Source organism: Variovorax sp. PBL-E5, assembly GCF_901827185.1.
GTDB lineage: Bacteria > Pseudomonadota > Gammaproteobacteria > Burkholderiales > Burkholderiaceae_C > Variovorax.
Map to the genome: position 1 here is coordinate 1,196,543 of NZ_LR594671.1, position 25,539 is coordinate 1,222,081.

At 65.8% G+C, this 25,539-nt stretch carries 26 protein-coding genes and 1 tRNA gene; 10 read left to right on the top strand and 17 right to left on the bottom strand.

All coding sequences use genetic code 11. The features are described 5' to 3' along the window. The 4 genes from secA (at position 1) to WDLP6_RS05810 (ending at position 5,443) form a co-directional block, all read left to right on the top strand. Entirely contained in the window at positions 1-2,790 is a 2,790-nt protein-coding gene (secA, locus tag WDLP6_RS05795) for a preprotein translocase subunit SecA (protein ID WP_162591583.1), read from the top strand. Positions 2,791-2,907: 117 nt separating this feature from the next. Further along, positions 2,908-4,137 (top strand): bifunctional glutamate N-acetyltransferase/amino-acid acetyltransferase ArgJ, encoded by a 1,230-nt coding sequence (gene argJ, locus WDLP6_RS05800; RefSeq protein ID WP_162591584.1) that lies wholly within the window; start codon positions 2,908-2,910, stop codon positions 4,135-4,137. Continuing rightward, on the top strand, positions 4,134-5,003 hold the full coding sequence (locus tag WDLP6_RS05805) for an ATP-binding protein (RefSeq protein WP_162591585.1): 870 nt from the start codon (positions 4,134-4,136) through the stop codon (positions 5,001-5,003). The genes argJ and WDLP6_RS05805 overlap by 4 nt, the downstream gene beginning before the upstream one ends. A gap of 8 nt (positions 5,004-5,011) precedes the next feature. Beyond that, a complete protein-coding gene (locus tag WDLP6_RS05810; protein ID WP_174259848.1) occupies positions 5,012-5,443 on the top strand; it encodes an NUDIX domain-containing protein in 432 nt (143 codons plus the stop codon). Here the strand turns inward: WDLP6_RS05810 and WDLP6_RS05815 are convergent. The 10 genes from WDLP6_RS05815 to WDLP6_RS05860 all read right to left on the bottom strand — a co-directional run bounded on the left by WDLP6_RS05815 (position 5,437) and on the right by WDLP6_RS05860 (position 14,783). Further along, positions 5,437-5,646 (bottom strand): DNA gyrase inhibitor YacG, encoded by a 210-nt coding sequence (locus tag WDLP6_RS05815; protein WP_162566221.1) that lies wholly within the window; start codon positions 5,644-5,646, stop codon positions 5,437-5,439. The two genes, WDLP6_RS05810 and WDLP6_RS05815, sit on opposite strands and share 7 nt — an antisense overlap. A 73-nt stretch (positions 5,647-5,719) precedes the next feature. Continuing rightward, a complete protein-coding gene (gene zapD, locus WDLP6_RS05820; RefSeq protein ID WP_162566222.1) occupies positions 5,720-6,475 on the bottom strand; it encodes a cell division protein ZapD in 756 nt (251 codons plus the stop codon). Between the two features lie 36 nt (positions 6,476-6,511). Continuing rightward, positions 6,512-7,528: a hypothetical protein gene (locus WDLP6_RS05825; RefSeq protein WP_162591587.1), complete on the bottom strand. Its 1,017-nt coding sequence runs from the start codon at positions 7,526-7,528 to the stop codon at positions 6,512-6,514. Between the two features lie 8 nt (positions 7,529-7,536). Next, positions 7,537-9,033 (bottom strand): MBOAT family O-acyltransferase, encoded by a 1,497-nt coding sequence (locus tag WDLP6_RS05830; protein ID WP_162591588.1) that lies wholly within the window; start codon positions 9,031-9,033, stop codon positions 7,537-7,539. Positions 9,034-9,114: 81 nt separating this feature from the next. After that, positions 9,115-9,714: a dephospho-CoA kinase gene (gene coaE, locus WDLP6_RS05835; RefSeq protein ID WP_162591589.1), complete on the bottom strand. Its 600-nt coding sequence runs from the start codon at positions 9,712-9,714 to the stop codon at positions 9,115-9,117. Positions 9,715-9,727: 13 nt separating this feature from the next. Then, positions 9,728-10,582, bottom strand: a complete 855-nt coding sequence (locus WDLP6_RS05840) for a prepilin peptidase (protein ID WP_162591590.1) — start codon at positions 10,580-10,582, stop codon at positions 9,728-9,730. Next, on the bottom strand, positions 10,582-11,805 hold the full coding sequence (locus WDLP6_RS05845) for a type II secretion system F family protein (RefSeq protein ID WP_162566227.1): 1,224 nt from the start codon (positions 11,803-11,805) through the stop codon (positions 10,582-10,584). Before WDLP6_RS05845 ends, WDLP6_RS05840 begins: the two co-directional genes overlap by 1 nt. A gap of 20 nt (positions 11,806-11,825) precedes the next feature. After that, positions 11,826-13,559 carry a type IV-A pilus assembly ATPase PilB gene (gene pilB, locus WDLP6_RS05850; protein ID WP_162591591.1) on the bottom strand — a complete coding sequence of 578 codons (1,734 nt, stop codon included), beginning with the start codon at positions 13,557-13,559 and terminating at the stop codon, positions 11,826-11,828. Between the two features lie 116 nt (positions 13,560-13,675). After that, positions 13,676-13,752: transfer RNA gene (locus WDLP6_RS05855), tRNA-Pro, on the bottom strand. Between the two features lie 38 nt (positions 13,753-13,790). Continuing rightward, positions 13,791-14,783 carry a polyprenyl synthetase family protein gene (locus WDLP6_RS05860; RefSeq protein WP_162566229.1) on the bottom strand — a complete coding sequence of 331 codons (993 nt, stop codon included), beginning with the start codon at positions 14,781-14,783 and terminating at the stop codon, positions 13,791-13,793. A gap of 186 nt (positions 14,784-14,969) precedes the next feature. On the opposite strand from WDLP6_RS05860, the gene rplU reads away from it, so the two are divergent. The 4 genes from rplU to proB all read left to right on the top strand — a co-directional run bounded on the left by rplU (position 14,970) and on the right by proB (position 17,828). Further along, positions 14,970-15,281, top strand: coding sequence for a 50S ribosomal protein L21 (rplU, locus tag WDLP6_RS05865; protein WP_162566230.1), 312 nt, complete (start codon positions 14,970-14,972; stop codon positions 15,279-15,281). Positions 15,282-15,293: 12 nt separating this feature from the next. After that, a complete protein-coding gene (rpmA, locus tag WDLP6_RS05870) occupies positions 15,294-15,551 on the top strand; it encodes a 50S ribosomal protein L27 (RefSeq protein WP_162566231.1) in 258 nt (85 codons plus the stop codon). A 68-nt stretch (positions 15,552-15,619) separates the two neighbouring features. Then, entirely contained in the window at positions 15,620-16,675 is a 1,056-nt protein-coding gene (gene cgtA, locus WDLP6_RS05875; protein ID WP_162566232.1) for an Obg family GTPase CgtA, read from the top strand. Between the two features lies 1 nt (position 16,676). Further along, positions 16,677-17,828 (top strand): glutamate 5-kinase, encoded by a 1,152-nt coding sequence (proB, locus tag WDLP6_RS05880; RefSeq protein ID WP_162591592.1) that lies wholly within the window; start codon positions 16,677-16,679, stop codon positions 17,826-17,828. A gap of 4 nt (positions 17,829-17,832) precedes the next feature. On the opposite strand, the gene WDLP6_RS05885 is transcribed toward proB, so the two are convergent. Then, positions 17,833-18,480 carry a CNP1-like family protein gene (locus WDLP6_RS05885; RefSeq protein ID WP_332105448.1) on the bottom strand — a complete coding sequence of 216 codons (648 nt, stop codon included), beginning with the start codon at positions 18,478-18,480 and terminating at the stop codon, positions 17,833-17,835. Next, positions 18,371-19,027, bottom strand: coding sequence for an RNA pyrophosphohydrolase (locus WDLP6_RS05890; protein WP_162570354.1), 657 nt, complete (start codon positions 19,025-19,027; stop codon positions 18,371-18,373). Before WDLP6_RS05890 ends, WDLP6_RS05885 begins: the two co-directional genes overlap by 110 nt. A gap of 124 nt (positions 19,028-19,151) precedes the next feature. On the opposite strand from WDLP6_RS05890, the gene WDLP6_RS05895 reads away from it, so the two are divergent. Both WDLP6_RS05895 and WDLP6_RS05900 read left to right on the top strand, forming a co-directional pair. Further along, positions 19,152-20,897 carry a proline--tRNA ligase gene (locus tag WDLP6_RS05895; RefSeq protein ID WP_162591594.1) on the top strand — a complete coding sequence of 582 codons (1,746 nt, stop codon included), beginning with the start codon at positions 19,152-19,154 and terminating at the stop codon, positions 20,895-20,897. After that, positions 20,894-21,553, top strand: a complete 660-nt coding sequence (locus tag WDLP6_RS05900) for a lytic transglycosylase domain-containing protein (protein WP_162591595.1) — start codon at positions 20,894-20,896, stop codon at positions 21,551-21,553. The genes WDLP6_RS05895 and WDLP6_RS05900 overlap by 4 nt, the downstream gene beginning before the upstream one ends. A 14-nt stretch (positions 21,554-21,567) precedes the next feature. Here WDLP6_RS05900 and WDLP6_RS05905 read toward each other — a convergent pair whose 3' ends face one another. From WDLP6_RS05905 to prfA, 5 genes are all read right to left on the bottom strand, one after another. Beyond that, positions 21,568-22,563 carry an AAA family ATPase gene (locus tag WDLP6_RS05905; protein WP_162591596.1) on the bottom strand — a complete coding sequence of 332 codons (996 nt, stop codon included), beginning with the start codon at positions 22,561-22,563 and terminating at the stop codon, positions 21,568-21,570. A gap of 99 nt (positions 22,564-22,662) precedes the next feature. Further along, positions 22,663-23,169, bottom strand: a complete 507-nt coding sequence (locus tag WDLP6_RS05910) for a cupin domain-containing protein (RefSeq protein WP_162591597.1) — start codon at positions 23,167-23,169, stop codon at positions 22,663-22,665. Positions 23,170-23,180: 11 nt separating this feature from the next. Further along, the gene (grxD, locus tag WDLP6_RS05915; protein ID WP_162566239.1) at positions 23,181-23,507 is read right to left on the bottom strand and encodes a Grx4 family monothiol glutaredoxin; all 327 of its coding nucleotides are present in this window, start codon (positions 23,505-23,507) and stop codon (positions 23,181-23,183) included. 30 nt (positions 23,508-23,537) lie between these two features. Beyond that, positions 23,538-24,389 carry a peptide chain release factor N(5)-glutamine methyltransferase gene (gene prmC, locus WDLP6_RS05920; protein ID WP_162591598.1) on the bottom strand — a complete coding sequence of 284 codons (852 nt, stop codon included), beginning with the start codon at positions 24,387-24,389 and terminating at the stop codon, positions 23,538-23,540. Continuing rightward, on the bottom strand, positions 24,389-25,477 hold the full coding sequence (prfA, locus tag WDLP6_RS05925) for a peptide chain release factor 1 (RefSeq protein WP_162591599.1): 1,089 nt from the start codon (positions 25,475-25,477) through the stop codon (positions 24,389-24,391). Before prfA ends, prmC begins: the two co-directional genes overlap by 1 nt. Positions 25,478-25,539 lie beyond the last annotated feature (62 nt).

Sequence of the window (25,539 nt, forward strand, 5' to 3'; positions counted from 1 at the left end):
ATGGCCACCAACTTCCTGACCCAAATTTTCGGCAGTCGCAACGACCGGCTCCTGAAGCAGTATCGCAAGACGGTCGAGCGCATCAACGCGCTGGAGCCCTCTTTCGAGAAGCTCGACGATGCGGCCCTGCGCGCGAAGACCCAGGAGTTCAAGGACCGCGTCGCCAAGGGCGAGTCGCTCGACGACCTGCTGCCCGAGGCCTTCGCGACGGTGCGCGAAGGGTCCAAGCGCGTCATGAAGATGCGCCATTTCGACGTTCAGCTGCTGGGCGGCATGGCGCTGCACAACGGCAAGATCTCCGAGATGCGCACAGGCGAAGGCAAGACGCTGACGGCCACGCTGCCCGTGTACCTGAACGCACTCACCGGCAAGGGCGTGCATGTGGTCACGGTCAACGACTACCTCGCGAGCCGCGATGCGCAGTGGATGGGGCGCCTCTACAACTTCCTCGGGCTCACGGTCGGCATCAACCTGCCGCAGATGCCGCGCGAGGAAAAGCAGGAGGCCTACGGCAGCGACATCACCTACGGCACCAACAACGAGTACGGCTTCGACTACCTGCGCGACAACATGGTCTACGAGACGCGCGACCGCGTCCAGCGCGGACTGAACTATGCGATCGTCGACGAGGTGGATTCGATCCTGATCGACGAGGCCCGCACGCCGCTGATCATCAGCGGCCAGGCCGAGGACCATACCGAGCTCTATCTCGCGATCAACAAGGTCGTGCCCTTGCTGGTCAAGCAGGAGGGCGAGGCCGACATACGCACCGGCGAGGGCGTGACCAAGCCGGGCGATTTCACGGTCGACGAGAAGACGCACCAGGTGTTCATGACCGAGGACGGCCACGAGAAGGCCGAGCAGATCCTCGCCGAATTCAAGCTGCTGCCCGAGGGCGCGTCGCTCTACGACCCGGCCAACATCACGCTGATGCATCACCTGAATGCCGCGCTGCGCGCGCGGCACCTGTACCACCGCGACCAGCACTACGTGGTGCAGCAGGGCGAGGTGGTGATCGTCGACGAATTCACCGGTCGCCTGATGACGGGCCGGCGCTGGAGCGATGGCCTGCACCAGGCCGTGGAGGCCAAGGAAGGCGTCGAGATCCAGGCCGAGAACCAGACGCTGGCTTCGATCACCTTCCAGAACTACTTCCGTCTCTACGCCAAGCTCGCCGGCATGACCGGCACGGCCGACACCGAGGCCTATGAGTTCCAGGAGATCTATGGTCTCGAGACCATGATCATCCCACCCAACCGGAACAGCCGGCGCGAGGACCAGCTCGACCGCGTCTACAAGACCACGCGCGAGAAGTACGACGCAGCCATCGAGGACATCCGCGAATGCTACGAGCGCGGCCAGCCGGTGCTGGTGGGCACCTCGTCGATCGAGAACTCCGAGATCATCGACGGGCTGCTGGTCAAGGTCGGCCTGCCGCACCAGGTGCTCAATGCCAAGCAGCACGCGCGCGAGGCCGACATCGTGGCCCAGGCCGGCCGCACGAAGATGATCACGATCGCCACCAACATGGCCGGCCGCGGCACCGATATCGTGCTCGGCGGCAACGTCGAGAAGGCGATCGAGGCGGTCGAGGCCGACGAGGCGCTCGATGACGCCGCCAAGGCGGCCGAGGTCGCGCGCCTGCGCACCGAGTGGAACAAGGACCACGAGCTCGTGAAATCGCTCGGCGGCCTGCGCATCATCGCCACCGAGCGCCACGAGTCGCGCCGCATCGACAACCAGCTGCGCGGGCGCTCCGGCCGGCAGGGCGATCCCGGCTCCTCGCGCTTCTACCTGAGCCTGGACGATCCGCTGATGCGCATCTTCGCGGGTGATCGCGTCAAGGCGATCATGGACCGCCTGAAGATGCCCGACGGCGAGGCCATCGAGGCCGGGATCGTCACGCGCAGCATCGAGAGCGCGCAGCGCAAGGTCGAGGCGCGCAACTTCGACATCCGCAAGCAATTGCTCGAGTACGACGACGTCTCGAACGACCAGCGCAAGGTGATCTACCAGCAGCGCAACGACATCCTCGATGCCGGCGAGCTGACCGCGCAGATTGGGGCGTTGCGCGAGGGCTGCTTCACCGACCTGGTGCGCCAATATGTGCCGCCCGAATCGGTCGAGGAGCAATGGGATCTGGCCACGCTCGAGAAGCTCCTGGCCGACGAATGGGGCATCGACATTCCGTTGCAGAAGGATGTGGAGGCCGCGAGCGCGATGTCCGACGAGGACGTCGTCGAGAAGGTGGTCGCCGCGGCCAACGCGGCCTTCGATGCCAAGGTCGCCTTGATCGGGCAGGAGAATTTCACCCAGTTCGAGCGCATGGTGCTGCTGCAGAGCATCGACACGCACTGGCGCGAACATCTGGCTTCGCTCGACTACCTGCGCCAGGGCATCCACCTGCGCGGCTATGCGCAGAAGCAACCCAAGCAGGAATACAAGCGCGAAGCCTTCGAGCTCTTCGGCCAGTTGCTCGACTCCGTCAAGAACGAAGTCACGCGCCAGCTCATGACGGTGCGTGTGCAGTCGAGCGAGCAGCTCGAGGAAGCCGCCGAAGCGATGGAGAACCGCGGCGAGAACATGGCCAACATCACCTATTCGGCGCCCACCGAAACGGGCGAGGTCGAGGTGCGGGTCGACGAAGAGAGCCAGCGCCGGCTGGCCGCCGCGGGCCTGGGCTCGGGTCTGAGCGCCGGCGCCGCGGCCTTCGCGCGCGTCGGACGCAACGACCCGTGCCCCTGCGGCAGCGGCAAGAAGTTCAAGCACTGTCACGGGAAGCTGACGTGAACCCCCAGTCTTCGCGCACTTCGTGTCGCTTCGCCAACCCCCTTGCAGGGGGCAACACCTGCGGCCCGGCGAAGCCGGTTCCGCGGTATTCCTGAAACTCGCATCGAGACATCGCCCATGCCAGTGAACCTTTCCGCTCCCGATCCTGCCGCGCTGCATGCGGTGCCCGGTGTTCGCATCGGCGTGGCCGAAGCGGGCGTGCGCAAGGCCGGTCGCAAGGACCTGACGGTGGTGCTGATCGACGAAGGCGCAGCCGTCGGTGGCGTGTTCACGCAGAACCGCTTCTGCGCCGCGCCGGTTCAGGTGTGCCGCGACCATCTGGCGCGCGACTTCGGCATCCGCGCCATGCTCATCAATACCGGTAACGCGAATGCCGGAACCGGCGAGGACGGCCTGGCGCGCACGCGCGCGACCTGCATCGCGCTGGCCCGCCACCTGGATCTCGCGCCCGAGCAGATCCTGCCCTTCTCCACCGGCGTGATCATGGAGCCGCTGCCGATCGACCGGATCGAGGCCGGGCTGCCCGCCGCACTGGCCGACGCCGCACCCGATCATTGGGCGCGCGCGGCCGAGGGCATCATGACCACCGACACCGTGCCCAAGGCCTTCAGCCGGCAGGTGCAGATCGGCGGCGCGACCGTCACGATCACCGGCATCAGCAAGGGCGCCGGCATGATCCGGCCGAACATGGCGACCATGCTCGGCTTCATGGCGACCGACGCGAAGATCGATGCTTCGCTGATCCAGCCACTGGCCAAGGCGCTGGCCGACGCCTCGTTCAACCGCGTGACGATCGATGGCGACACCTCGACCAACGATTCCTTCGTGGTCATCGCCACGCAGAAGGCGCAGCACGGCGTGATCACCTCGCTCGATTCGACGGACGGACGCGCGTTGGTCGAAGCGATGCAGAACGTCGCGCGGCAGCTGGCCCAGGCCATCGTGCGCGATGGCGAGGGCGCGACCAAGTTCATCACGGTTCGCGTCGAAGGCGGACGCGATGCGGCCGAGTGCCGGCAAGTGGCCTATGCGGTGGCGCATTCGCCGCTGGTCAAGACCGCGTTCTATGCGAGCGACCCGAACCTGGGGCGGATCCTGGCGGCGGTCGGCTACGCGGGCATCGCCGATCTCGATCAGACGGGCATCGACCTGCACCTCGACGACGTGCATGTGGCCGTCCAGGGAGGGCGCAATCCCTCCTACCGGGAGGAAGACGGCCAGCGCGTGATGAAGCAGAGCGAAATCACGGTGCGCATCGGCCTCGGCCGCGGCGAGGCCAGCGACACGGTCTGGACCTGCGACCTGAGCCACGACTACGTCTCCATCAACGCCGATTACAGATCGTGAACGAGAAGTTTGAACACCTGCTCGAGCGCGCCGAACAGCTCATCACCCGGATCGAGTCGATCCTGCCTCAACCGCTGTCGTCGCCCGCCGACTGGAATGCCTCGATCGCCTGGCGCTACCGGCGGCGCAGCTCGGGCCATGGCACGCTGGAGCCGGTGCGCCACGTGGCCGCGATGTCGCTCGATGCGCTGAAGGAAATCGATCTGCAGAAGGAAAAGATCGAGCGCAACACGCGGCAGTTCGTCGAAGGCAAGCCGGCCAACAACGTGCTGCTGACCGGCGCCCGCGGCACCGGCAAGTCGTCGTTGATTCGCGCCTGCCTGCACGCCTATGCGGCGCAGGGGCTGCGCCTGATCGAGGTCGACAAGGCCGAACTGACCGACCTGCCGGACATCGTCGAGGTGGTGTCGCAGCGGCCCGAGAAATTCATCGTGTTCAGCGACGACCTGAGCTTCGACGAGGGCGAGCCGGGTTACAAGGCGCTCAAGTCGATCCTCGACGGCTCGATTGCGGCGGCGACGCCCAACGTGCTGATCTACGCGACCAGCAACCGGCGCCACCTGCTGCCCGAGTACATGAAGGACAACCTGAGCTACACCCACACCGAGGACGGCGAGGTCCATCCGGGCGAGGTGATCGAGGAGAAGATCTCGCTGTCGGAGCGCTTCGGCCTCTGGGTCAGCTTCTATCCCTTCAGCCAGAACGAGTACCTTGCGATCGTCGCGCAATGGCTGTCGTCTTTCGGCGCCGATGCCGCGGCGATCGAGGCCGCTCGCCCCGAAGCGCTGGTGTGGGCGCTCGAGCGCGGCTCGCGCAGCGGCCGCGTCGCGTACCAGTTTGCGCGCGACCATGCGGGTCGAGTCTGAGCACCACCATGACGACATCATCGCGCAAACATACGGAGGTCGCGGTCGGCATCCTGATCCGCAGTGACGACGACGCGCTGCTGCTGTCGACGCGGCCGGAGGGCAAGCCCTACGCCGGCTATTGGGAATTTCCGGGCGGCAAGCTCGAGGCCGGCGAGACGGTCGAGCAGGCGCTGCGGCGCGAACTGCACGAGGAACTCGGCATCACCATCGCCAGCGCCGAGGTCTGGAAGATCACCGAGCACGACTATCCCCACGCGCTGGTGCGGCTGCACTGGTGCAAGGTCAGGGCATGGGCCGGCGCGTTCGAGATGCGCGAAGGCCAGTCGATGCGCTGGCAGCAGCTGCCGCTCGAGGTGACGCCGGTGCTGCCCGGCGCGCTGCCGGTCCTGGGCTGGCTCGCCGAAGAGCGCGGGCTGGCCGCCACGAAGGACTATTGACGCTTGGGGTCGCCGAAGGGATCGTCGTCGGGCGGTGCGTCCGCGGGCATCCTGAAGTCTTCGCTGGCCCAGGCGCCGAGGTCGATGCCCTTGCAACGGGCGCTGCAGAAGGGCCGGTACGGGTTGCTGGCCGCATAGACGCTGTCTCCACCGCACGCAGGACAGCGAACGATGCGCTCGCCGATCGAATTCGTGGCGCTCATCGGAGCACCCTTGGTGCTTCGCGCCGTCCCGCCAAGCGGGAGCGAGCTTGCTTGGAGCGGTCCGGCGCGGCGCTCATGCGCAGAGGGTCAGTTCGAACGGCGCCGCATCGGTGCTTTGGTGCAGGCGGTCGTCGGCTTCGTGCCGCATCAGCCGGACCGACACCATGAGCCGGTTGCCGCTGATCTCCGGAATGAGGCCGAGCAGGGGATCGATGCGAAGGCGAAGCAGCTGGAAACTGCGCCCTTGCGGAAGGGTCTGCTGGAACTGGCCGTTGGCTGCGATGACCTTGTACGGCACGTCGGCGTCGCGCAGGAGCTTGAGCAGCAGGTAGATTGACTCGGCCAGGGGCGCGAGCGTCGACGACCAGCGTTCCAGGTCGGCGCGGCGCTCGGTGGCGCGGCGGTTCTGCCACGCGTAGTAGGCCGGCAGGTCGAATTCGCAGGTACCGCCGGGAATGCCCGCGCGGCTGCGGATGCTCATCAGCCACTCGTTCTCGGTCAGCGACTGCCCCGCCTTGCCGGGCACGGTGTTGAGCGTCGCGAAGTTGCGTTCGAGCTGGCCGACGACCTGGTCGAGCACCGACTCGGAAATCGCCGGGTTGCCGCGGTAGCTGTTGAAGACGTTCTTGTGCTTGTCCAGGTCTCGCAGCACATCGGCCTTGAGGTCTGCGCGCGCCGCGACATCCATGATCTCGAAGATGGTGACGAGCGCGTAGTGATGCGAGAGGGCCGAGTCGGCCGGCACCAATTCACCGAGGCGGCGAAACAGATGTTCCAGCCGCAGGTACGTTCGTATGCGCTCGTTGAAGGGGTACTCGTAGAGGATCACGCGGGGGCGGCATTTAGTCCGTGATGAATGATAGCTTCAAGAAGCCTTGCCTGGCGGTGCCGGGAGGATTTTGCGAACGGCCTCGAGCATGCGTGCCCCGAGCACGAGCTGGCCCTGCATGGAGATGTGCGTGTCATTGGGGAGGAAGAAGTCGCGGATTTTTCTTTTCTCGTCCAAGGCAAAGCTGAAGAGGTCGGGGCCGAGCCCGTCCTTCAGCAGCGCTGTCACAAAGTCTTTCGAACGATCCGGGGCGACATAGACCGTCGTCTTGTTGGGGATCACCATCCACATGATCGAGCGGCTCCGATGCGCCTGCGTGATGGAGCGCATCTGCTCGGCGTTCTTCGGGGTGAGTTCGCCGTTGTCGTCGTCCTCGCCGAAGAACAGTGCCTTGTTGCAGAGCCGGTTGCTGAACATCGTGCAGCCATCGGGCACCGAGCGGGCCTTGGTCCAATAGCCCGAGATCGCGTTGTCGTCGTCGGTTGTCTCCGCGCGCCGCGTGTTCCAGAAGGTGTGCCAACCTGAGCTCAGCTTGGCGTTCCAGTTGAGCGCGAAACCCGGCACCTCGGCCGGCGGCTCGATGAAGGGCTTGGTCTTGGCGTCGAAGGGCACTCTCATGTGCGCGCACGTCTGCGTGTTGTCGAGCCGCCCCGCCAACAGCCGCTCGACGCTTTCGAGGATCACCAGCTTGCCGCGAAAGCCTGCGAGGTCGAGCCAGCCGTCGAGGTCGTCGCAGATCCGCTCGTCGAGCTGGCCCCAGAAGATCGTCGTGACGCGATAGCCTTCCTTGGTCAGCACCGATTGCCACCGGTTGGTCATCGAGAAGCTGTCGCCGATCACCAGGATGTCCGCCTGGGTCACCGGCACGGCGCGCAGGTATTCGGGATCGACGTGGGGCGGCGTGGTCTTCCAGCCGAAATCGCGGTCCGACATCAGGCCTATCCGGCTGAGGTCGCCATAGGGCACGGGGGTGGTCAGCGTCACGGCCAGCAAGGCGACGATGACGGCGAAGCCGGACAGGAAGATCTGCAGCCAGAGTTTTGCGGGCGTCATGTCGGAACTCAGAACTGGAAGTAGAGGAACGGGCTGTACGAGCCCAGCTTCGACACGCACGCGCCGAGCAGGTAGACCGTACCGAACGCCATGAGCGCGGTGAAGATCCAGGCCAGGCGCGGTCGTCCGGCGAGGGCCTGGGCTTGCGGCACCCAGCGTTCCAGTGAGATGGTGGGCGGCAATGCGAGGCAGATGAAGAGCGCGACCAGGGTCGTCTGGAAGAACTCCGGCTTGCGGTAGGGGATCGCGGTGAATTCGCGGAAGGCACCCAGCGAAGGGCCGCCGTGCATGCCGAGCATGCCCTTGTAGATGTCCATCGCCGCATGCATGCTCTCGGCGCGGAAGACGACCCAGGCGATCATCACGCACAGGAAGGTCACCAGCCAGCCGATCACGCGCGCCAGCCGGCCCGGCGTGGCATTGCGCCGCACCTTGGCATTCCACAGGTGATTGATGGTCAGGAAGGCGCCGTGCAGCGCGCCCCACAGCACGAAGGTCCAGGCGGCGCCGTGCCACAGGCCACCTAACAGCATCGTGATGAAGAGATTCATGTAGCGGCGCCCCGGCCCCTTGCGATTGCCTCCCAGCGGCACGTAGAGGTAGTCGCGCAGGAAGGTCGACAGCGAGATGTGCCAGCGGCGCCAGAACTCGATGATGTTGGTCGACTTGTAGGGCGAATTGAAGTTGAGCGGCAAGCGCACGCCCAGGCACAGCGACAGGCCGATCGCCATGTCCGAGTAGCCTGAGAAGTCGAAATAGATCTGCAGCGTGTAGGCCAGGACACCGAACCACGAGGTGTAGACCGTCGGCATCACGCCGTTGTGCACGCCGGTGAACATCAGGTCCGCGTACTGGCCCAGGGGGTCTGCGATCAGCAGCTTCTTGGCCAGGCCGAAGGTGAAGATGGCGATGCCCAGGGCGACCTTGTTGGCGTCCAGCCGGTAGGTCGAATCGTCCGCGAACTGCGGCATCATCTGCGCGTGGTGCAGCACCGGTCCGGCGATCAGATGCGGGAAATAGGTGACGAAGAGCAGGTAGTGCACGAAGCTGCGCTCGTGCACCTTGCCCTGCCAGCAGTCGACCAGGAAGGCGATCTGGGTGAAGGTGTAGAAGGAGATGCCGATCGGCAGCGCGATGTGGAGCAAGGGCAACTGCGCGATGCCGGCGGCGGCCAGTCCGTCGTTGACGTTGCCGACGAAGAAGTTCGCATACTTGAAGACGGCCAGCACGCCCAGATTGACCACCAGCGCCAGCACCAGCAGGCGCTTGCGGGTGGCGTCGGTGTGGCCGTGGCCGGGTGTCAGGCGCAGGCCGATCCAGTAGTTGAAGCAGATCGAGACGACGAGCAGCGGCACCGCCTTGATGCTCCACCAGCCGTAGAAGAACAGCGATGCCAGCGCGAGGAAGCCGGCCGCCGCGCGCACATTCTGTTTTCCGATCAGGAAGAACCCGATGAAGACGATCGGGAAGAAAAAGAAGATGAACGCGTAGGAATTGAAAAGCATCTTGAAGAGGGCGGTGTCGCGAAGCCCATCCGCGCGCCGCTTTGTTGTTATTTCACGGGGACAGCGACGGCAGGTAGGCGATTATCGCGTGCCCTTGCCGGCCCACTGTTTCCACAGAGTCCGGACTTCGGCGGCGAGTTCCGCCAGTGAAATGTTTTCGTTGAAGATCAGGGCATCGGCGGCTGCCCGGCGCAAGGAGCGACGAGACTGCTGGGCGATCACTGAGCGCACGGCATCGGGGGTCCAGCCCGAGCGTGCGAGGACGCGCTGCACCTGGGTTTCCTCGGTCGCATCGATCACCAGCACGCGGTCCACGAGGCCGCGCCATCGATTCGATTCGACCAGCAAGGGCACATCGAAAACGATTGGGTGATCCCCGGCCGCCGCAGCCTGGCGATCGCACTCCGCGCCGATCAGGGGATGGAGGATGGCTTCGAGCCGTTTCCTGGCGCTGCTGTCGGCGAACACCAGTTCGCGCATGCGAGCCCTGTCCAGGCCACCATCCTCGGCCAGGACCGATCGGCCGAATGCGGCCTCGATCGCAGGCATGGCCGCGCCTTGCGGCTGCGCCAGCGAGCGTGCGATCGCATCGGTGTCGACCAGTGCCGCGCCGTGCGACGCCAGCATCGACGCGACAGTGCTCTTGCCGCTGCCGATGCCGCCTGTGAGACCGATGCGCATGGCGCGCCGGCCTTCAGAGACCTGCCACGCGAAGGATCGCGTCCGGACCGAAGATCATGGCCGTGAAGCCCGCGCCCGCCAGGAACGGACCGAAGGGCACGTAGCCGCCCTCGCGCAAGCCCTTGCCGAGTTTGAGCGCGATGCCGACGATCACGCCGATCACCGAGGCCATGAGGATGATCGGCACCAGGGCCTGCCATCCGAACCATGCGCCGAAGGCGGCAAACAGCTTGAAGTCGCCATAGCCCATGCCTTCCTTGCCGGTGGTCAGCTTGAACAGCCAGTAGATGGCCCACAGCGACCCGTAGCCCGCCACGGCACCCCAGACGGCATTGACGAGCGTCACGCCCGTGAAGCCGGCGATGGCGGCCAGCAGGCCGGCCCACAGCAGCGGCAGCGTGATGTCGTCCGGCAGAAGCGTCGTGTCCCAGTCGATCAGCGCCAGCGCAAGAAGCGCCGCGGCGAACCCACACCAGGCCAGACTGCCGAACTGACCGGGCATGCGCCACACACACCATGCGAAGAGCGCACCGGTCACCAGTTCGACCACCGGATAGCGCAGGCTGATGGGGGTCTTGCACGCGGAACATCGGCCGCGCAGGAACAGGTAGCTCAGGACGGGGACGTTCTCGTACCAGCGGATGACATGGCCGCACTGCGGGCAGCGCGAGTGGGGAACCATCAGGTTGAAAGCTTCGGCGTCCTTTGCCGCGGCCGCGGCATCCGCGCCGCCGGCGCTCGCGCATTCGGCGGCCCATTGCCGCTCCAGCATCTTCGGCAGGCGATGGATCACGACGTTGAGGAAACTGCCGATCAACAACCCGAACACGCCGGCCAGTGCGGCGTCGACCCCCTGCGAAACCAGCATCAGACGACCTGGCCGAGCTTGAAGATGGGCAGGTACATCGAGACCACGATGCCACCGATGATGACCCCGAGGAAAACGATGATGATGGGCTCCATCAGGCTCGAGAGGCCGGCGACCATGTCGTCGACTTCCGCCTCGTAGAAGTCGGCGGCCTTTCCGAGCATGTGGTCGATCGAGCCGGACTCCTCGCCGATCGCGGTCATCTGCAGGACCATCGACGGAAAGAGGTTGGCATTGGTCATGGCCGCCGTGAGGCTGGTGCCGGTGGAGACTTCCTGCTGGATCTTGGTTGTGGCGTCCGCGTACACCGAATTGCCCGATGCACCGCCGACGGAGTCCAGCGCTTCGACCAGCGGGACGCCTGCGGCGAACATCGTGGCCAGCGTGCGGGTCCAGCGCGCGACGCAGGACTTGTCGATCAGCGTGCCGAAGATCGGCACGCGCAGCAACAGGCGGTCCATGAACTTCTGCACGCGCTCGTTGCGCTTCCAGGCCTGGAGAAAGAAGTAGATGCCGCCGCCGATCACGCCGAAGATCAGCCACCAGTAGGTGACGAAGTATTCGCTGATCGCCATGACGATCAGCGTCGGCGCGGGCAGGTCGGCGCCGAAGGAGGTGAACACCTGCTTGAAGGCCGGAATCACGAAGATCATGATGACCGCCACCACCACGAAGGCGACCACGATGACCGAGGTCGGATACATCAGCGCCGACTTGATCTTCGACTTGATCGCCTCGGTCTTTTCCATGTAGGTTGCCAGGCGATCGAGCAACTCTTCCAGGATACCTGCGGCTTCGCCGGCCTCGACCAGGTTGCAGTAGAGGTTGTCGAAGTACCTCGGGAACTTGCGGAACGCGGCGGAGAGCGACGTGCCGGTCTCGACATCGCTGCGGACGTCGTTGAGCAGCTTGGCGACACTCGGGTTGGCATTGCCGCGGCCGACGATGTCGAATGCCTGCAGCAGTGGCACGCCGGCTTTCATCATGGTCGCCAGCTGGCGCGTGAAGATGGCGATGTCCTTCGGCTTGATGGACTTGCCGGAGCGCATGCGCCGCTTCTTGATCTTCGTCGTCAGCACGCCCTGGCGCCGCAACGACGCCTGCACCTGGTTCTCGCCCGCTGCCCGCACTTCGCCGCGCACGGCCTTGCCGTTGCGGTCCTTGCCCTCCCACTCGAAGACATACTCCTTGAGCGTTCGGGACGATGCTGCTGCCGTGGCCATGGAATCTCCGCTTCTCCGTGCTACTCGTTGGTGACTGCCAGCACTTCTTCAAGTGAAGTCAGCCCTTGCATGACCTTCTTCAGTCCAGATTGCCGCAGCGAGCGAACGCCCTCGGCCTCGGCCTGCTTGGCGATGTCGAGGGCGCTGCCGTCGCGCAGGATGATCTTCTGGATTTCTTCCGTGATCGGCATCACCTGGTAGATGCCGACACGTCCCTTGTAGCCGCTGTTGCAGGCCGAGCAGCCGACGGGGCGGTAGGGCTTCCAGGAGTTGTCCACGTCCTGCGCCTTGAAGCCGGCATCGAGCAAGGCCTGCGCGGGCACGTCCGCCGGCACGCGGCAGACCGTGCACAGGCGGCGTGCGAGCCGCTGCGCGGTGATCAGGATCACGCTCGACGCGATGTTGAAGGGCGCGATACCCATGTTGCGCATCCGCGTCAGCGTCGTCGGAGCGTCGTTGGTGTGCAGCGTGGAGAGAACCAGGTGGCCCGTCTGCGCGGCCTTGATCGAGATGTCGGCCGTTTCGAGGTCGCGGATTTCGCCGACCATGATGATGTCGGGATCCTGCCGCAGGAACGCGCGCAGCGCGGTGGCGAAGGTCAGTCCCGCCTTTTCGTTGACGTTGACCTGGTTCACGCCGGGAAGGTTGATTTCGGACGGGTCTTCGGCCGTGGCGATGTTGACACCGGGCTTGTTGAGCAGGTTCAGGCAGGTGTAGAGCGACACCGTCTTGCCGGAACCCGTGGGCCCGGTGACCAGCACCATGCCGTAAGGACGTCCGATCGCGGTGAGCAGGCGCTCCTTTTCGTCCGCGTCGTAGCCCAGCGCATCGATGCCCAGGCGTGCGCTACTCGGGTCGAGGATACGGATGACGATCTTTTCGCCGAACAACGTGGGCAGCGTGCTCACGCGAAAATCGATCACACGCTCCGGACCGATCTTGAGCTTCATCCGGCCGTCCTGCGGAATCCGCTTCTCGGAAATATCCAGGCGCGAAATCACCTTGATGCGGGAGGCCAGCTTGTCCTTGATGACCGTGGGCGGGCTTGCGATCTCGCGCAATTCGCCATCGACGCGAAAGCGCACGCGGTATTGATGTTCGTAGGGCTCGAAGTGGATGTCCGACGCGCGCATGCTGAAGGCATCGAGCAGCATCTTGTGCAGGAAGCGCACGACCGGCGCATCCTCGACTTCGGCCGCCGCGGAATCGTTGGCCTCGCTCGAAGTGTCCGAGGACACCTCGTCGAACTCGAACTCGGCGCCGATGATGTTGTCGATGGTTTCGGCCGCGCTCACGGCGGCCGCTTCGATCATGCGCGAGAGCTTGTCGTACTCGGCAATGACCCAGTCCACGCCCATCTGCGACGCAAACTTGATCTTTTCGGCGGCCTGCTGATCGGAAGGGTCAGCTGTTGCGACAATGAGACGGTTGTTGCGCTTGCTGAGGACGACCACCCGGTAGGCCGTGCAAAGCTTGGGGTCGAGAAGGTCCTTCGGCAGCCGCTGCGGGTCGATGGCGTCCAGGTCCAGCAATGGGGCGCCGAAGGCGCTGGACAGCGTGTGAGCCAGGTCGGCGGCCGACACGGCGCCGGTGCCTGTGAGCTCAGCAATGAAGCTGCTGCGGCCGCTGAGCGACTTCTGATAGATGTCCTCGGCGACCTTGGCCGGCAGCTTTCCGGCCGAGATCAACGCACGCGCGAGCCCTGGAAGGGCGATCGGCGAGCTTTCTTTGACAAGGGGTTCGGCAGCGGCCATTCAACAGGTAAGAAACGTGAGGATTTGCTTCACGATCATCGTTGATCACCAACGGGCTGTAAACCGCTGCGCGGGCAGCAGATCGCCAAGCAGTTGGCATTACAGCCCGAAAAGGCTGGTCGGGGTGAGAGGATTCGAACCTCCGGCCTCTACGTCCCGAACGTAGCGCTCTACCAGGCTAAGCTACACCCCGATGGTTGCAATGAAGAGAGAACTGTCCTTCGTGGTGACTTAGGCACGTCGCTCGAGCAACTGAGCCGCCAATTGTAGCAAACCGGCCGAGTGCGAATTCGCCGGAAAGTCGCGAAGAGCGTCCATCGCCCGCTGCGCTTCGGCTGCAGCCGCGGCGCGCGTCGCTTCCAGGGCGCCGGTTTCCCGCACGATGGCGACGATCTGCGGAAGTTGCGCCGTGTCACCGGCTTCGATGGCTGCGCGGATCAGATTGCGCGCTTCGGGTTTGCCGCGTTGCATGGCCAGGATCAGGGGCAGGGTGGTCTTGCCTTCGCGCAGGTCGTCCCCGACGTTCTTGCCGGTTTCACTCGCGTCGCCTGCATAGTCGAGCACGTCGTCGATGACCTGGAATGCCGTGCCCAGCGCCTGCCCGTAGGCGGCGCTCGCGGCTTCCACCTCCGGCGGCGTGCCGGCCAGTACGGCGGCGAGTCGCGTGCTGGCCTCGAAGAGCTTGGCGGTTTTCGATCGGATGACGCGCAGGTAGGCCTCTTCGTCGAGCGAGGCGTCGTGCATGTTCATGAGCTGAAGGACCTCGCCCTCGGCGATCACGTTGGTCGCTTCGGCGAGGATCTGCATGACTCGCACATCGTCGGCGTCCAGCATCATCTGGAAAGCGCGGGAGTACAGGAAGTCGCCGACCAGCACGCTGGCGGGGTTGCCGAAGGCCGCATTGGCGGTCGGACGCCCGCGCCGCAGCGTGGATTCGTCGACCACGTCGTCGTGCAGCAACGTCGCGGTATGAATGAACTCCACCACGGCAGCCAGATTGAAACGCTGGTCGCCCTTGTATCCCAGTGCGCCTGCCATGAGGAGCAGCAACGCGGGGCGCAGCCGCTTGCCGCCGGCCGAGATGATGTACTTGGAAACTTGGCGCACCAGCGGGACGCCGGTATCCAGGCGGCGGGCGATCACGAGATCGACCTCGGCCATGTCGCCGGCGATCAGGCCGAGCACGGCGGCTGCAGGTGAGGTGTCGGCGACTGGAACTGACAAGGCTGGGGCGCTGGCGCGCTGCGTGATGATGCGACGGCGGCGCAAGGCCGGACGGCGCAGATTATAGAGAGCCGCAGGCAGGGCTCCGGGCCTCGCGCCATGCCGGGTGGCAGCGAATCCCGGCCATGTTAGAATCGAAGGCTCTGCGGAATTCGCCGCGGAGCCATCTTATTCCAAGAGGTCAACATGTACGCGGTCATAAAAACCGGGGGCAAGCAGTATCGCGTTGCTTCCGGCGAGAAAATTAAAGTAGAACAGATTGCTGCGGACGTAGGCCAGGAAATCGTGATCGATCAAGTGCTCGCAGTCGGCGACGGCAGCGAAATCAAGGTCGGCACGCCCCTGGTGTCCGGCGCCTCCGTGACGGCCACCGTGCTGTCGCATGGCAAGCACGACAAGGTTCGCATCTTCAAGATGCGCCGTCGCAAGCACTATCAGAAACGTCAAGGCCATCGCCAGCAGTTCACCGAACTGCAAATCGGTGCGATCGCCGGCTAAGGAGCGAACACCATGGCACAGAAAAAAGGCGGCGGCTCGACGCGAAACGGGCGCGATTCCAAGCCCAAGATGCTCGGCGTGAAGGCATTCGGCGGCGAACTGATCAGCGCCGGCTCCATCATCGTGCGCCAGCGCGGCACCCAGTTCCATCCTGGCGTCAATGTCGGCGTGGGCAAGGATCACACCTTGTTCGCCCTGGTCGAGGGCCATGTGTCCTTCGGCACCAAGGGCGCGCTCAACAAGCATACGGTCAACGTGACCCCGGCGTAAGCCAGTCACTTCGACCCGCTCGAAGCCCCGCTTTGCCGGGGCTTTTTCATTTGTAAACTGGACATCTCATGAAGTTCGTCGACGAAGCTTTCATCGACGTCGCCGCCGGCGATGGCGGAAACGGCTGCGTGTCGTTCCGGCATGAGAAGTACAAGGAATTCGGCGGCCCGAACGGTGGCGACGGCGGCCGCGGAGGCCATGTGTTCGCCGTGGCCGACCCGAATCTCAACACCCTGGTCGATTTCCGCTTTTCGCGCCGCCACGACGCCAAGCGGGGACAGCATGGCATGGGCTCGGACATGTTCGGCGCAGCCGGGGATGACGTCACGCTCAAGATGCCGGTGGGTACCATCATCTCCGATGCCGAAACCGGCGAGGTGCTGTACGAGCTCCTGACGCCCGGCGAGGTCATCACCATTGCCAAGGGCGGGGACGGCGGCTTCGGCAACATGCGCTTCAAGAGCGCCATCAACCGCGCGCCGCGCCAGAAGACCCCCGGCTGGCCTGGCGAGAAGAAGAACCTCAAGCTCGAGCTGAAGGTGCTGGCCGATGTGGGATTGCTGGGCATGCCCAATGCCGGCAAGTCCACCCTCATCAGCGCGATCTCCAACGCGCGCCCGCGCATTGCCGACTATCCCTTCACCACGCTGCATCCCAACCTCGGCGTCGTTCGCGTCGGGCCGGAGCAGAGCTTCGTCGTCGCGGATCTTCCCGGCCTGATCGAGGGTGCCTCCGAAGGTGCCGGACTCGGCCACCTGTTCCTGCGCCATCTTCAACGCACCCGATTGCTGCTGCACGTGATCGATCTCGCGCCCTTCGACGAGGGTGTCGATCCGGTCGTTCAGGCCAGGGCGATCGTCGGCGAGCTGAAGAAGTACGACAAGGCCTTGTACGAAAAGCCGCGTTGGCTGGTGTTGAACAAGCTCGACATGGTGCCCGTCGACGAGCGCGCCGCGCGCGTGAAGGATTTCGTCAGGCGGCTGCGCTTCAAGGGGCCGGTGTTCGAGATCTCCGCGCTCACGCGCGAGGGCTGCGAGCCCCTGGTGCAGGCGATCTACCAGCACGTCAAGGCACAGCAGGTGGCCGAACAGCCGCCTACCGACATCGATCCCCGCTTTGGCTGAAATGACCTCCAGCTTCATCTCGGGTTCCGTCGTACTTCGCGATGCGCGCCGCATCGTGGTCAAGGTCGGCTCCAGCCTCGTCACGAACGAAGGCCGAGGCCTGGACGAGATCGCCATCGGCGAATGGTGCCGCCAGCTCGCCACGTTGGTGCGCGACGGCCGAGAGGTGGTGATGGTGTCCAGCGGCGCCATCGCCGAAGGCATGAAGCGGCTCGGCTGGCGCGCGCGTCCGCGCGAGATCAACGAGCTGCAGGCCGCTGCCGCCGTGGGACAGATGGGCCTGGCGCAGATCTACGAGAGCAAATTGCGCGAGAACGGCATGGGCAGCGCGCAGGTGCTGCTGACGCATGCCGACCTGGCCGATCGGGAGCGCTACCTGAATGCGCGCTCGACCCTCGTGACCTTGCTCGCGCTCGGCGTGGTGCCCGTCATCAACGAGAACGACACGGTGGTCAACGACGAGATCAAGTTCGGTGACAACGACACGCTCGGCGCGCTGGTGGCCAATCTGGTGGAAGCCGATGCGCTGGTGATCCTCACCGACCAGAAGGGCCTCTTCACGGCAGATCCGCGCAAGGATCCGGATGCCCGCTTCGTGCACGAGGCCGCCGCCGGCGATCCCGCGCTCGAGGCCATGGCGGGCGGCGCGGGCAGCAGCATCGGCCGCGGCGGCATGATCACCAAGATCCTGGCGGCCAAGCGCGCCGCCGGTTCGGGCGCTTCCACGGTCATCGCCTGGGGTCGCGAACCGGATGCGCTGCTGCGCCTGACGCGCGGCGAACCGATCGGAACGCTGCTGCTGGCGCAGACCGCCAAGCACCAGGCCCGCAAGCGCTGGATGGCCGATCACCTGCAGCTGCGCGGTGCGGTGATGGTCGATCCCGGCGCTGCGGCCAAGGTGCGCGGCGAGGGCAAGAGCCTGCTGCCGATCGGCATGACGAGCGTCGAGGGCGAGTTCTCGCGCGGCGACGTGATCGCCGTGCGCGACGAACACGGCATCGAGCTTGCGCGCGGGCTCGCCAACTACTCGAGCGCCGAAGCGCGGATGCTGTGCCGCAAGCCCTCAGCCGAGTTCGAGCGCCTTCTGGGCTATGCGGCCGAGCCGGAGATGGTGCACCGCGACAACATGGTGTTGATGCCGGGAACCCGCTGACCGCTCACTGCACCTCGCGGATCGGGTTCTTCATCTGGTCGACCATCTCGCTCACCGAGGCGCGTGGCGCGTGGTCGCGGCAAACACCCTGCGCGGCGAGCGCCTGGGTGTAGCGCGAGTTCTGGTCGCTGAAGCGCTTCCAGTCGGGATTGGGCACTTCCTCCCATTTGCCGTTGTTGTAGCGCGCGTAGGTCTTCTTTTCATCGGTCGCGCAGCGCACCCCTTCGTAGAACGCATTGAGCGCGTCGCCGCTGCGGTTGCTGGCGACCACCACGTAGCGCACGACGCCATCGCCGGTGATCACGATCGTCGCCGGATCGACGCCGAATTTCAGGCTCATGTAGGGCGGCATCTCGATCGGGATCAACCGCTCCGGCTTGAAGGCGGGCGGCGGGGGAACGTCGGTTTCCTTCCAGTCCCTGTCCGAGGAGGTGATCGTGGGCGGCGGAGGCGATCCGGCCTGCGCCCAATCGGGATTGGAGGTATCCCGCGGGCCTGATGCGCAAGCGGCGAGGAAGAGGCAGGCCGCGACCGGCGCCGTGCTAGCGATGCGGCGGAAAAGAGACGTCTGCGGCAGGAAGGTCATTCGACGCTTTGGCATTGGGATTGGGATCGAAGCTGGCGCCGGGCGGCAGCTCGAAGTGGGGCTCATGGCCTGGGCCGGGCGGATGGCGCTCGAATTCACGGGCGCGCACGTTGCTGCGCAGGAAACGGTTGCGGAAGTCCTGCCGGGGCAGGTAGCGGGCGAGTTCGGTCAGCGCCATTTCATAGACGCCGCGCTTGAACTCGACCACCACGTCCAGCGGGACCCAGTAATCATGCCAGCGCCAGGCGTCGAACTCGGGATGGTCGGTGGCACGCAGGTTGAGATCCCAGTCGTGCCCTGTCAGTTGGAGCAAATACCAGATCTGCTTCTGGCCTTTGTAGTGGCCCCGTGCGTCACGGCGGATGAACCGATCCGGCACCTCGTAGCGCAACCAGTCACGGGTACGGGCCACGATCCGCACATGCTCCGGCTGGAGACCCACTTCCTCGTGCAGTTCCCGGAACATGGCCTGCTCGGGACTCTCGCCGCGATCGATGCCGCCTTGCGGGAACTGCCAGGAGTGGGTGCGGATGCGTTTGCCCCAGAAAACCTGGTTTCTCTGGTTGAGCAAGATGATGCCGACGTTGGGCCTGAAGCCGTCCCGGTCGAGCATAATCAAACCCCAATTTTTTGAACTGAGTCGATTATGCATGCCGGGTTGCACTCGGCAAGCGACCAGTTGCCGGCCGCCTCGCGGCCTGCCTCTTTCTCCAACGACGAACCTCTCTGCGCGACCGATGAAAGCTTCCCGATTCTTTATCTCCACCCTCAAGGAAGCGCCGGCCGATGCCGAGATCGCGAGCCACCGGCTCATGATGCGCGCCGGCATGATCAAGAAGCTCGGCACGGGCATCTACACCTACATGCCGATGGGGCTGCGGGTGATTCGCAAGGTCGAGGCGATCGTGCGCGAGGAAATGGACCGCGCCGGCGCGGTCGAGCTCGCGATGCCGGTGGTTCAACCGGCCGAGTTCTGGCAGGAGAGCGGCCGCTTCCAGAACTTCGGGCCCGAGCTCTTGCGCATCAAGGACCGCCACGAGCGCGACTTCATCGTGCAGCCGACCAGCGAAGAGGTGGTGACCGACATCGCGCGCCAGGACATCCGCAGCTACAAGCAGCTGCCGAAGAATTTCTATCAGATCCAGACCAAGTTCAGGGACGAGCGCCGGCCGCGCTTCGGCCTGATGCGCGGGCGCGAATTCATCATGAAGGACGCCTACAGCTTCGATCGCGACCTCGGTGGCGCGAAAGCCAGCTACCAGGTGATGGCGGATGCCTACCGCAAGATCTTCGACCGCTTCGGCTTGCGCTACCGCGCCGTGGCGGCCGACAGCGGTGCGATCGGCGGTGACACGAGCCAGGAGTTCCAGGTCATCGCGGCGACCGGCGAGGATGCGATCGTCTACTGCCCCGACAGCGACTACGCGGCCAACATGGAAAAGGCCGAAGCGCTCGCGCCCGCCGGTCCGCGCGGCCCGGCGACCCAGGCGCTGACCAAGATGCCGACACCGGGCAAGAGCACCTGCGAAGACGTCGCGGCTCTGTTGGGCGTGCCGCTCTCGACCACCGTGAAGTCGCTCGTCCTCGCCACCGAGCTCACCGACGAAGCCGGTGCGGTCAAGGGCTCGCAGGTCTGGTTGCTGCTGGTGCGCGGCGACCATGACATGAACGAGATCAAGGTGAGCAAGGTGCCGGGCCTCGACCAGGGCTTCCGCTTCGCGACCTCCGCCGAGATCGAGGACCACTTCGGCTGCAAGCCCGGCTACCTCGGCCCGCTGAAGCTCAGGCGTCCGCTGAAGATCGTCGCCGACCGCGAGGTGGCGGTGATGGCTGACTGGATCTGCGGCGCCAACGAAGTCGACTTCCACATGACGGGCGTCAACTGGGGCCGCGACCTGCCCGAGCCCGATGCGGTGGCCGACCTGCGCAACGTGGTCGCGGGCGATGCCTCGCCCGACGGCAAGGGCCTCCTCGCGATCGAGCGCGGCATCGAGGTCGGGCACGTGTTCGTGCTCGGCACCAAGTACAGCAAGCCCATGAACGCGACCTTCCTCGACGAGGGCGGCAAGCCGCAGTTCCTCGAGATGGGCTGCTACGGCATCGGCATCACACGGCTGCCGGCCGCGGCGATCGAACAGAACCACGATGAGCGCGGCATCATCTGGCCCGATGCGATCGCGCCTTTCACCGTCGTCGTCTGTCCCATCGGCATGGACCGCAGCCCCGAAGTCAAGACCGCTGCCGAGGCGTTGTACGAACAGTTGCTGGCCGCCGGCGTCGACGTGCTGCTCGACGATCGCGGCGAGCGTCCCGGCGCCATGTTCGCCGACTGGGAACTGATCGGCGTCCCGCACCGCGTGGTGATTTCCGACCGCGGCCTGAAGGAAGGCCAGCTCGAATACCAGCATCGGCGCGACGCGGCGGCGACCAAGGTGCCCGCGGGCGGCATCGCGGATTTCATCAGGGGCAGACTGTCCGCATGACCGCTGCGGCGCCGGACGGTGCGCGCCGCCTCTCACGGCGCTGGTGCCTTGGTGGCGTTGCCGCCGCCGCGCTCGGTGCCGCACTGCCGCGGCAGGCCCGCGCCGGCGCGCAGATCGAGGAGCCGCTGATCGATTCGGTGCGCTCCGCGCTCAGTTCGGCGATCCAGAACGGCGCGCCGCCGGTCCCCGAGTTCGGCAGCACCGAGGCGCGTCTCACCTACCTGCGCTGGCTGGGCGAGATGAGCGAACGGCTCAAGAAGAAACTGCCCGACTGGCCCACGCGCAAGGAATTCCTCCAGACCGTCTGGTACGAAAGCAAGCGCTCGGGCCTCGAGATCAGCCTGGTGCTCGGCCTGATCCAGGTCGAGAGCAACTTCCGCAAGTTCGCCGTGTCCAGTGCCGGCGCCCGCGGCTACATGCAGGTGATGCCCTTCTGGACACGCGTGATCGGCGACGGCGATCCGTCCAAGCTGTTCCACATGCAGACCAACCTGCGCTTCGGCTGTGTCATCCTGCGCCACTACCTCAACCAGGAGCAGGGCGACCTGTTCATGACGCTCGGTCGCTACAACGGCAGCCGCGGCAGGGCGCCTTACCCGGATGCAGTTTTCGCGAACCAGCGGTTCTGGGTCTTCAAGGATCGCCGGCCGGACTGACGGCTGGTCTTCGTCTATTGCATGAAGCCGATGCGGCTGCGCGCAGCGCCGGCCCGCGGCAGATCCTCCACGCGCACCTCGTCGCGGCCGGCCAGCCGTGCATTGCCGAAGCCGGTCATCAAGGCGCGGCGCATCTCGCGCGGCGCCAGCGTGGCCAGGTGGTCGAGCACGTCGGCCGAGGGCTCCTGCGCCAGCATCCGGCCCCAATCGTGCTCGCCGCGGATCGATGCATAGAGCTGGCGCGCGATCTGCCGCGCGGCCTCGGGCGAGGGCGCATCGACCTCGAACACGTTCATGCGGTTCAGGATCGGCTCGGGGATGCCGCGCGCATCGTTCGCAGTCGTGATCCAGATCACCTGGCTGGCATCGATCGGCACTTCGGCGAACTCGTCGATGAAGGCATGCGCCGTGTCGTGCTCGAGCAGGTTGTAGAGCGCGCCGAGTGGGTCGTATTGCGCATCGGCGCCGGCCTTGTCGATCTCGTCGATCACCATCACCGGGTTCGCGTACTGCCCGTCGACCAGCGCCTCGAACACCTTGCCCGGCTTGGCGCCCTTCCATTGCGACGACGCACCGGAAAGCAGCCAGCCGGCCGTCATCGAGCTCATCGGCACCAGCGACATGCCGGTGCCCAGCAGTTCGGCCAGCTTCTTCGCGAAGTGCGTCTTGCCGATGCCCGGCGGCCCGAGCAGCAGCATCGGCGTCACTTCGAGCCCGTCGCGACTGTCCTGCGCCAGCGCGACGTGGCGGCGCACGTCGTCCAGCACCTCGGTGAAGTTGGGCAGTTGCGCGTAGAGCGCGGCCATTTCGGGCACGCCGCTCGGCTTGACCTGGAAGCGGTCGGGGCCGCGTTCGAGCATGCGCTCGTAAGTGGTGCGCAGGTGCTCGTGATCGCGCTCGGGCAGATGGGCAAGCTTGCGTTCGACGTCGTGGGTGCGGAACACGCTGCGCAGCTGGGCCACCGGCAGCTGGAACGACGAGGATGCGGGAACGAGACTGCGGGAATCCATGGACACCTCCGGCTTCGATCACTGGAACACAGCATAAGCCGTGCCTCGTGTCGGACGGTGTCTATGTTTTCTCGGTTTCGGCGTTTTGTCGCCGCTGGCTTACACGCCGCCGTGCGGATGTGTGGGGTCGACCCACAGCACCGACTCGGGCTTCTCGACCGGCTCGATGTCGAGATTGACCGCCACCGCCTCGCCATCGCTGCGGCACAGCACGCATTCGAGCGCCTCGGTCGCGCTGGCGTTGATCTCCTGGTGCGGCACATAGGGCGGCACGTAGATGAAATCGCCGGGCCCGGCCTCCGCGGTGAACTCCAGGTTGTCGCCCCAGCGCATGCGGGCGCGTCCGCGCACGACGTAGATCACCGATTCGAGCGGCCCATGGTGATGGGCACCGGTCTTCGCATTGGCATGGATCGTCACCGTCCCGGCCCAGAGCTTCTGCGCGCCGACGCGCGCGAAGTTGATCGCCGCGGCGCGGTTCATGCCCGGCGTCTGGGCCGTGTTGGCGTCGAGCTGGCTGGCGGGAATCACGCGCACGCCATCGTGCTTCCACGCGGCGTCATCGTGGTCGTGCGCCTGGCCGTCATCGGCGTGGTCGTGGCTCATGAGCCCAACGATCAGGCCGGGCTGCCGTTCAGCATTTGTTGCAACTCGCCTGATTCGTACATTTCCATCAGGATGTCCGAGCCGCCGACGAACTCGCCCTTGACGTAGAGCTGCGGGATGGTCGGCCAGTTGCTGTATTCCTTGATGCCCTGGCGGATGCCGTCGTCCTCCAGCACATTGACGGTCTTGAGCGAGCGCGTATCGACGCCGACGGCCTTGAGGATCTGGATCGCGCGGCCCGAGAAACCGCACATCGGGAAGCTGGCGTTGCCCTTCATGAAGAGCACGAGGTCATTGGTCTTGACGAGGTCGTCGATGCGTTGCTGGGCGTCGGGCATGGGGACTCCTTGGAAATGGGCTTCGCGGCATTATTTCACCGAGCGCAGGATTCCGCCGGAACAGCGCGCGATGCCTGCCAGGTCGTTGCGGCTTTGGACTTCGGCGAAACCGTGCAGCGCGAGCAGGTTTCGCACGGCGGCGGCCTGGTCATGGCCGTGTTCGAGCAACAGCCAGCCGCCGTCCTTCAAATGACCGGGCGCCGCCTGCACGATGCGCCGGATGTCGTCCAGCCCGTCGATGCCCGACACCAGGGCCTGTGAGGGTTCGTGCATCAGGGCTGGCAGATGCGCGTCTCCCGCCGCGATGTACGGCGGGTTCGAGACGATCAGGTCATACCCGGCATCGGCACCGGCCAGCCAGTCGCGTTCGATGAAGTGAACCGCCAGACCGAGCCGCAGCGCATTGGCCCGCGCGACGGCCAGCGCGCCGGCGCTGGCATCGACGGCGCCGATCCATGCATCGGCGCGCGCCGCGCCGATGGCCAGTGCGATCGCGCCGCTGCCCGTGCCCAGATCGAGCACCGAGGGCGCCGTCAGCCCATCCAGGCACTGCAGCGCCCAGTCGACCAGCGTCTCGGTGTCGGGTCGGGGCACCAGCACGCGTGCATCGACCTGCAGCCGCAGTCCGTGAAATTCCTTTTCGCCGACCAGGTAGGCCAGCGGCTCGCCGGCCGCGCGCCGGGCGCAGAGCCGCGAAAAGGCCGGCCACACGGCATCGGACAGCGCATCGGTGTCATGCGCGATCAGCCATGCGCGCTCGTCTGCCGACCGGCCAAGCGCATGCAGCAGCAGCAGCTGGGCATCGAGCCGATCGAGGCCGAGCGCGGCGGCCGCCGCCAGCATCTCGGCCGCCGTCGCCGGCGCAGGCGTGCCGGGCGTCATCACGCAGGCAGGCTGGCTTCCAGCTCGGCCAGCTGCTCGGCCTCGCGCGCGGACTGCAGCGCCGCCACCACGTCGCCGAGGTCGCCTTCCATGATCGCCAGCAGCTTGTAGAGCGTGAGGTTGATCCGGTGGTCCGTGAGCCGCCCCTGCGGGAAGTTGTAGGTGCGGATGCGGTCGGAGCGGTCGCCGGTGCCGACCAGGCCCTTGCGCGTCGCCGCGTCTTTCGCGGCGCGCTCGCTGCGTTCCTTCTCCTGGATGCGCGCCGTCAGCACCTGCAGCGCCTTGGCCTTGTTGCGGTGCTGGCTGCGGTCGTCCTGGCATTCGGCGACGATGCCGGTCGGGATGTGCGTGATGCGCACCGCCGAATCGGTCTTGTTGATGTGCTGGCCGCCGGCGCCGCTGGCGCGGTAGGTGTCGATGCGCAGGTCGGCCGGATTGATCTGCACCGCCTGCGTTTCGTCGGGCTCGGCCAGCACGGCGACGGTGCAGGCGCTGGTATGGATGCGGCCCTGCGTCTCGGTGGCCGGCACGCGCTGGACCCGGTGGCCGCCCGATTCGAAGCGCAGCTTGCCGAACACCTCGTCGCCGACGATGCGCAGCACCACCTCCTTGTAGCCGCCGAGCTCGCTCGCGCTCTCGCTCACGATCTCGCAGCGCCAGCCGGTGCGCTCGGCGTAGCGCGTGTACATGCGCAGCAGGTCGCCGGCGAACAGCGCCGACTCGTCGCCGCCGGTGCCGGCGCGGATCTCGAGGAAGGCATTGCGCGCATCGTCCGGGTCCTTCGGCAGCAGCAGGCGCTGGAGCTCATCCTCGAGCTGCAGCAGCTCGGCCTCGGCGCCCGCGATTTCCTCCTGCGCCATCTCGGCCATCTCGGGCTCGCCGAGCATCTCGCGCGCGCCCGCGAGGTCGCCCTCGCGCTGCACATAGCGCGCGTAGCGGCCCGCGATCTGCGTCACCTCCGCATGCTCGCGCGAGATGGTGCGGTACTGCGCCATGTCGGACATGATGTCCTCGCGCGAGAGCAGGAAGTCGAGTTCGCCGAGGCGTTGCGCGTAGCGTTCGAGTTGATGACGAAGAAAAGGCTTCACGTGAAGAGGTGTTCGAGACTGAGACCGGACGCAGAAGCTGCGTCCACCGCATCCGGCAGTGC

Coding starts and splice junctions, on each gene's coding strand:
- secA (WP_162591583.1), top strand. CDS start 1: ATGGCCACCAACTTCCTGACCCAAATTTTCGGCAGTCGCAACGACCGG.
- argJ (WP_162591584.1), top strand. CDS start 2,908: ATGCCAGTGAACCTTTCCGCTCCCGATCCTGCCGCGCTGCATGCGGTG.
- WDLP6_RS05810 (WP_174259848.1), top strand. CDS start 5,012: ATGACGACATCATCGCGCAAACATACGGAGGTCGCGGTCGGCATCCTG.
- WDLP6_RS05815 (WP_162566221.1), bottom strand. CDS start 5,646: ATGAGCGCCACGAATTCGATCGGCGAGCGCATCGTTCGCTGTCCTGCG.
- WDLP6_RS05825 (WP_162591587.1), bottom strand. CDS start 7,528: ATGACGCCCGCAAAACTCTGGCTGCAGATCTTCCTGTCCGGCTTCGCC.
- WDLP6_RS05830 (WP_162591588.1), bottom strand. CDS start 9,033: ATGCTTTTCAATTCCTACGCGTTCATCTTCTTTTTCTTCCCGATCGTC.
- coaE (WP_162591589.1), bottom strand. CDS start 9,714: ATGCGCATCGGTCTCACAGGCGGCATCGGCAGCGGCAAGAGCACTGTC.
- WDLP6_RS05840 (WP_162591590.1), bottom strand. CDS start 10,582: ATGCTGGTTTCGCAGGGGGTCGACGCCGCACTGGCCGGCGTGTTCGGG.
- WDLP6_RS05845 (WP_162566227.1), bottom strand. CDS start 11,805: ATGGCCACGGCAGCAGCATCGTCCCGAACGCTCAAGGAGTATGTCTTC.
- pilB (WP_162591591.1), bottom strand. CDS start 13,559: ATGGCCGCTGCCGAACCCCTTGTCAAAGAAAGCTCGCCGATCGCCCTT.
- rplU (WP_162566230.1), top strand. CDS start 14,970: ATGTACGCGGTCATAAAAACCGGGGGCAAGCAGTATCGCGTTGCTTCC.
- rpmA (WP_162566231.1), top strand. CDS start 15,294: ATGGCACAGAAAAAAGGCGGCGGCTCGACGCGAAACGGGCGCGATTCC.
- cgtA (WP_162566232.1), top strand. CDS start 15,620: ATGAAGTTCGTCGACGAAGCTTTCATCGACGTCGCCGCCGGCGATGGC.
- proB (WP_162591592.1), top strand. CDS start 16,677: ATGACCTCCAGCTTCATCTCGGGTTCCGTCGTACTTCGCGATGCGCGC.
- WDLP6_RS05885 (WP_332105448.1), bottom strand. CDS start 18,480: ATGAGCCCCACTTCGAGCTGCCGCCCGGCGCCAGCTTCGATCCCAATC.
- WDLP6_RS05890 (WP_162570354.1), bottom strand. CDS start 19,027: ATGCTCGACCGGGACGGCTTCAGGCCCAACGTCGGCATCATCTTGCTC.
- WDLP6_RS05895 (WP_162591594.1), top strand. CDS start 19,152: ATGAAAGCTTCCCGATTCTTTATCTCCACCCTCAAGGAAGCGCCGGCC.
- WDLP6_RS05900 (WP_162591595.1), top strand. CDS start 20,894: ATGACCGCTGCGGCGCCGGACGGTGCGCGCCGCCTCTCACGGCGCTGG.
- WDLP6_RS05905 (WP_162591596.1), bottom strand. CDS start 22,563: ATGGATTCCCGCAGTCTCGTTCCCGCATCCTCGTCGTTCCAGCTGCCG.
- WDLP6_RS05910 (WP_162591597.1), bottom strand. CDS start 23,169: ATGAGCCACGACCACGCCGATGACGGCCAGGCGCACGACCACGATGAC.
- grxD (WP_162566239.1), bottom strand. CDS start 23,507: ATGCCCGACGCCCAGCAACGCATCGACGACCTCGTCAAGACCAATGAC.
- prmC (WP_162591598.1), bottom strand. CDS start 24,389: ATGACGCCCGGCACGCCTGCGCCGGCGACGGCGGCCGAGATGCTGGCG.